A 5,305-nucleotide genomic window follows, 5' to 3' on the forward strand; every position below is an offset into this window, starting at 1 on the left:
TCCCTGCACTCTGCGGTGTCCCCACAACGGGTTCTCCCGCGCGAGACGCAGGATCAGCTCCCGCGTCTCCACCGATATCGGCGGCCGACCCGGCCGCCTGTGAGGGTAGGTCCACCTGTCGGCGATCAGCTCCCGGTGCCGGCGCAGCAGCGTCGCGGGGGTGACGAAGAAGCTGCTCGAGCTCTGCCTGGGCAGCAGACGCGACAGGGCCGCCAGCAGGACCCGATCGGCCGGTTCCAACTTGGGTTGGCCGACTCGGCGTTGGAGCATTGCGAGCTGGTGCCGAAGGACCAGCAGTTCAACATCTTTTGCCGCATTGCCCAGGAACCTGAGGCCTGCCAGCTCCAGAGACCTGCGCGACAGCAGGTAGATCCATGACCACCGCATGGATCCCGATCATGCCCCGGTCTACTACCCTCTCGCAGCGAAACGCCCTTGTTCGGTGGTGGTGCTTGCGCCTGAGGCGATCACGCGGTCGTGTGGCGTCAGCCGTGGTCGTCCCAGTCCGGTGCACAGAACCGGGCCTCGCTGACCACGGCATCCCCGGCTCTGGCGGCCCGCACGTACATGGTTGAGCCCATCCGGTCCCAGGTCTCCGCCGCAGCCGATGACCAAACCGATGCCGTAATCTTCGGCGTACCGGGTCAGCGCCGCCTCCACAGCGGACAGCGCCAAGCCGATCAGCTGAATGCCCGCAAAGGCGACCTGAGGACCGGTGCGCCAAGCACGGGTCTCCGCGCAGCGCAGCCCAGGTGCCGAGGTGCGCAATCGCCTGCCAGGGCAGGCTGCGGCCGTCTACGCAACGGCGTGCAGACAACACGTCGCCACGAACCGCGCAGGCCTCCGCCCCATTGACTGCACCTCGCCCAGGGACGGCTGGGGCCTGTGTGATGTCGTGATCAATCTTGCAGATCCGGATCCGTCTGGAAGGTGGATCCGGTTGGAAGACGATCGTGACACGCAGGCAACTCACCGACGAGCATTGGAAGTTGATCGAGCCGTTCCTGCCGATAGGCGAGTACGGCCCCGTACCCCGAGCGGCTGCATCTGGCGGTTCAGGACAGGCGCGCAGTGGCGCGAGATGCCGGACGAGTTCGGGCCTGGCCGACCATCTACGGACGCTTCCGGGTCTGGCGGAACGCCGGTGTCTTCACTGCCCTGCTGGAGGGCCTGATCGCCGAAGCCGTCCGCCAGGGCAAGACAGACTTATCCCTGGTCAGCGCGGACTCCGCGGCCGTCCGTGCTCACCACAGGCGAGACGGCGGAAGCGAGCCGTCCGTGAGCGGTTGGTACGTCACCGGTGCGAGCAGCGCCGCCCACGCGCCGGCTTTCTGGGTGTCCTCGGCCAGATCCAGGACGTGAGAGGTGCGCGCCGCGCCGATGGAGACCATGACGGGAACGCCGTCGGCGGCCTCGACCGCGACTCTCACGGTGCAGGCGCGCTGTTCGCAGGTGAGTAGGCGTAACCGCCGGTGGAGCCGAGCGCCCCGATGGAGTCCACTCCGGCCGCCGCGAGGCGGGCCACGAGCGATGCGTACGCGGTGTAGTCGATGCCCTGCTCGTCGGTGAGTGTCAGGGGAAGGCGCTGAGGCCGTGGAACATGATGGCTCCCTCGGCAATCGATCGAGGTGATCCAGGACAGGCGCGCCAAGCATATGGTTTAATTGTGCAACTAGCATTTTCGGGAGGTGGCATACGTGCGCAAGACGGACCTCAGCGGGGCCACCTGCCCCATCGCTCGCTCACTCAGTGACATCGGTGACTGGTGGTCGCTGCTCATCGTCCGGGACGCACTGGCCGGTATGACCCGCTTCAGTGAGTTCCAGCGCAGTCTCAGCTGCGCCAAGAACATCCTCAGCGCGCGCCTGGCCAAGCTCGTCGAACGTGAGGTGCTGACCCTCGCGCCGGCGTCCGACGGCAGCGCCTACAGCGAGTACCGGCTCACCGAGAAGGGCAAGGCCCTGCGGGTCCCGCTCGTGGCGCTGCGGCAGTGGGGCGAAGAGTTCCTGTTCGAACCCGACGAGGAGCGGCTCGCTCTCGTCGACAAGCGCGACGGCCTGCCGGTGGCCGCCCTCGGGCTGCGCGCCCAGGACGGGCGGTCCCTGGGACCCGACGACGTCCAGGTCGGCGCGTCCCCCGCCTGAGGCCGGCACGCTTGCCGACCCCGTCTGGTCCGGAGGGCACCGCGGCACCTCGGCACGGCGGTCCCATGGCGCGACTGCGGAGCGCCGGGATGCGCCGCCCCGGCGACGGCGTACGGACAGGGTGCCCGTTGCGCGCCGGGGCGGCAGGGTCACCAACGCGGCTCGCCCTCGGCGAGCTGAAGCTCACCCCTTCCGAACGAGAAGCTTTCGTTCGGGACCGGAATCAGCGCGATGAACACGTCGTCGGGTGAGATGCGCAGGGCCTCGACCACCAGTCTGTTGATGGCTGCGGCCACGGCCCGCTTGTTCTCGAGAGGCCGATGGGCACCCAGGAGAAGAGTGATGATCATGGCGTCGTCGCTGCGCTGCATCCCCATGAAGGCCGGATCGAGGTACAGCTCGTTCTCGCCATGCTCGCTGATCATGATGAATGGGTCACCCTCGGGGATTCCGAGTGCCTGTACCAGCGACTGGTTGAGCGCGTCGGCGAGTGCGCGCTTCTGGTCCGGCGAGTAGCGGCCGGCTGGAACGTGAGCGTTGAAAACGGGCATGACGGGCTCCTACGGGAGTGGGATGGGGGTGTTTCGGTTTCGTGAGGGAGCGGCCGGACCGGGGCGCCGGAAGGACGGTGACGCCCCGGCCTTGATGCGAGTCGTGGCACCTCGGGCCGGTGGGCGGCGTGAGGTGTCCGCTGCCACGAGGCGATCCGGTCCGGGGCGAGCGTGCGGTTCGGGACGGGCGCGTGGTCGGGCCGGCCGGGCCCCTTCGGCCCGGGCTGCTCACAGCTCGCCGAGTACCGCGCCGAAGTCGAGTTCGGTGCGGGAACGTTCCTGCATTCCGCGCTGCATGAGGGTGCCGAGCCGGGCGGCGCTCGATGTGTCACGTGCCAGGATCTGGAAGAAGCCCGAGTCCACCTGGACGTCTTCCTTGGGAGGGAGGCCGGCCGCGTTGATCCGGCGCTTGGCGAGCCGCACCGCGGCTTCCGGGAATCCCGCGATCCGCTTGGCGAGCCACTCGACGTAGGGCATCAACTGCTCATCAGGCAGCGCCTTGTTGACCAATCCGATGCGCTCGGCCTCACGGCCGTCGAGGTCTTCGGACCCGAGGATCACCTGCATCGCCTGGCCTCGTCCGGCGAGACGGACGATCTGCTGGACCGCACCTGCCCCCGGAAAGAGCCCGGTGCCGACTTCGATCTGGCCGATCACGGCGCGTTCCAGGGACGCAAACCGCATGTCGCACGCGTAGAGGAGTTCCGCACCCGCGCCGCGCGCCCGGCCCTCGAGGAGCGCGATGGTGACGGGCCGTGCCTCGCTGAGCCGGCGGTACAGCGCGCCGAGGCTGATGTCGTCTGGGCCGCCGGAGGTCGCCGCCACCGCCGTGTACTGGGCGATCCGCCGGACGTCCACATGCGGGATGAAGAAGTCGGGGTCGGCGCTCCGGAACACCACCACCCGCGCGCCGCCGTCGGCCTCCGTGTCGTCGAGGAGTGCGATCAGATCCCTGACGAACCGCTCGTCGATCAGGTTGAGTGGCGGGTTGTCGATCGTGGCCCACAGCACACCGTCGTCCGGTTTCGTCTTGATGGTCTCGTAGTCCCGCATTGTCATCACTTCATGATGTATTTCCTGTTTGCGATACGCGAACGACGTGCTCTAGGCTGACATCATCGGTTTAAAAGTGCAACCAGAGTGCTGAGGGAGAGACTGACCGGCCTTCTCGAAGGCGACCGGGGCCGCGACCACGCCGTTCACCCAGGTCACGACAGCCGCAGCCATCCCGTTGAGGCCACTTGGGACCGTCTCGCACCGCTCGCGTCGAGCCCTTCGTGGCCGGGGCGACCCATCCGGCACCGGCGAACGATCGGCGATCAGCGAACGATCGACCGGCGTTCCCGACGGAGGTGCTGCGTCGACGGCATCGGCGCGTCCGACCGAACCGACGCCCGAAGGACCGGGCCGCCACACGGCCTAGCTCAACGGGTCATCCGGACCGACGCACTGCCGTCATCGCTCCCACAAGAACCCCACCAGGCAAGGAGAACCACCATGGCCGAGCGCAACGACGAGCTCATTCATCTGCCCGACGGAACCGTGCTGCACGCATGGCTGTTCCTGCCGGACGGACCCGGACCCCACCCCACCATCACGATGTCGCACGGCTTCGGTGGCACGAAGTACCACAACATCGAGCCCATTGCCCGAGAGCTCGCGGAAGCCGGATTCGCGGTCTCGCTCCACGACCACCGCGGCTTCGGCGACAGCACCGGCACACCCCGCCACGACATCGACCCCCATCAGCAGATCGAGGACTGGCGACGCGTCATCTCGCACCTCCAGACGCTCGACAGCGTCGACGCCGACCGCATCGGCCTGTGGGGATCCAGCTATTCCGGCGGACACGCCCTCGTCCTGGGAGCCACCGACCGGAGGATCAAGGCCGTCTACTCCCAGGTCCCCACCATCAGCGGCTCCGAGACCAGCCGCCGGCGCGTACCGCCGCACCTGACGCGGCAACTCGACGAGTCCTTCGCCGCCGACGCACTCGCCCAGGCCCAGGGCGAGCCGCCGGCCACCCAGGCATTCGTCAGCGACAACGTCTCCACGACCGCCTCGTACCGCGCCACCGACGCCATCGACTTCTACCTAGGACACAGCGCTCCCGAGGGGTTGTGGGAGAACAGCGTCACGGTCCAGTCCAACCGCCGCTTCAGGTCGTACGACCCCGGCTACTGGATCGACCAGATCTCCCCAACTCCCCTGATGATGCTGGTCGCCACCCACGACACCGTCGCCCCCACCGACCTGGCATTCCGCGCCTATGAACGTGCCCTGGAACCCAAGGAACTCGTCGTCATACCCGGCGGCCACTTCGATCCCTACCTCGCCGGCTTCGACGCGAGCACCTCTGCCGCCATCCGCTTCTTCCGGACCCATCTCCACGCCCGTTAGGTCTGTTTGCGGCGCCCACGTATCCGGGGCGCCCTGCCTTCGAAGCGGGGCCCGCAGTCTCTTTCAGGGCCTCGACGGGCCGGCGTGGGCCTGGCGGTGCCCCGCTTCACTGCCCATTGAGCGTGTCCCAACTTCGTTCTCGCAGGTGAGCGGGCCTTGACGGGGTGGTAGTTGATGCTCCGTCCGAGGTTGGGGGTGGTGATCGACTTC

Annotated in this window: 6 protein-coding genes and 2 pseudogenes; 3 read left to right on the forward strand and 5 right to left on the reverse strand. The window is 67.9% G+C overall.

Features of this window, described 5'->3' with window-relative positions:
* Positions 1–387: pseudogene (locus tag ACWDA7_RS49775) on the reverse strand (hypothetical protein); the annotation flags it as partial.
* A gap of 566 nt (positions 388–953) precedes the next feature.
* On the opposite strand from ACWDA7_RS49775, the pseudogene ACWDA7_RS49780 reads away from it, so the two are divergent.
* Positions 954–1,263: pseudogene (locus ACWDA7_RS49780) on the forward strand (transposase); the annotation flags it as partial.
* On the opposite strand, the gene ACWDA7_RS49785 reads toward ACWDA7_RS49780, so the two are convergent.
* Positions 1,245–1,430 carry a hypothetical protein gene (locus ACWDA7_RS49785; RefSeq protein ID WP_450614465.1) on the reverse strand — a complete coding sequence of 62 codons (186 nt, stop codon included), beginning with the start codon at positions 1,428–1,430 and terminating at the stop codon, positions 1,245–1,247. The pseudogene ACWDA7_RS49780 and the gene ACWDA7_RS49785 overlap by 19 nt on opposite strands.
* Positions 1,427–1,651: a hypothetical protein gene (locus ACWDA7_RS49790; RefSeq protein WP_450614455.1), complete on the reverse strand. Its 225-nt coding sequence runs from the start codon at positions 1,649–1,651 to the stop codon at positions 1,427–1,429. Before ACWDA7_RS49790 ends, ACWDA7_RS49785 begins: the two co-directional genes overlap by 4 nt.
* Before the next feature lie 46 nt (positions 1,652–1,697).
* Here ACWDA7_RS49790 and ACWDA7_RS49795 point away from each other — a divergent pair, with 46 nt between their 5' ends.
* Positions 1,698–2,144 carry a winged helix-turn-helix transcriptional regulator gene (locus ACWDA7_RS49795; protein ID WP_450614457.1) on the forward strand — a complete coding sequence of 149 codons (447 nt, stop codon included), beginning with the start codon at positions 1,698–1,700 and terminating at the stop codon, positions 2,142–2,144.
* Between the two features lie 149 nt (positions 2,145–2,293).
* Here the strand turns inward: ACWDA7_RS49795 and ACWDA7_RS49800 are convergent, their stop codons facing one another.
* Both ACWDA7_RS49800 and ACWDA7_RS49805 read right to left on the reverse strand, forming a co-directional pair.
* Positions 2,294–2,695 (reverse strand): tautomerase family protein, encoded by a 402-nt coding sequence (locus ACWDA7_RS49800; RefSeq protein ID WP_450614459.1) that lies wholly within the window; start codon positions 2,693–2,695, stop codon positions 2,294–2,296.
* Positions 2,696–2,923: 228 nt separating this feature from the next.
* Positions 2,924–3,754 carry an enoyl-CoA hydratase/isomerase family protein gene (locus ACWDA7_RS49805; protein ID WP_450614461.1) on the reverse strand — a complete coding sequence of 277 codons (831 nt, stop codon included), beginning with the start codon at positions 3,752–3,754 and terminating at the stop codon, positions 2,924–2,926.
* 438 nt (positions 3,755–4,192) lie between these two features.
* Here ACWDA7_RS49805 and ACWDA7_RS49810 point away from each other — a divergent pair, with 438 nt between their 5' ends.
* Entirely contained in the window at positions 4,193–5,095 is a 903-nt protein-coding gene (locus tag ACWDA7_RS49810) for an alpha/beta hydrolase (RefSeq protein WP_450614463.1), read from the forward strand.
* Positions 5,096–5,305: the final 210 nt, after the last annotated feature.

The organism is Streptomyces sp. NPDC001156, from assembly GCF_053598275.1.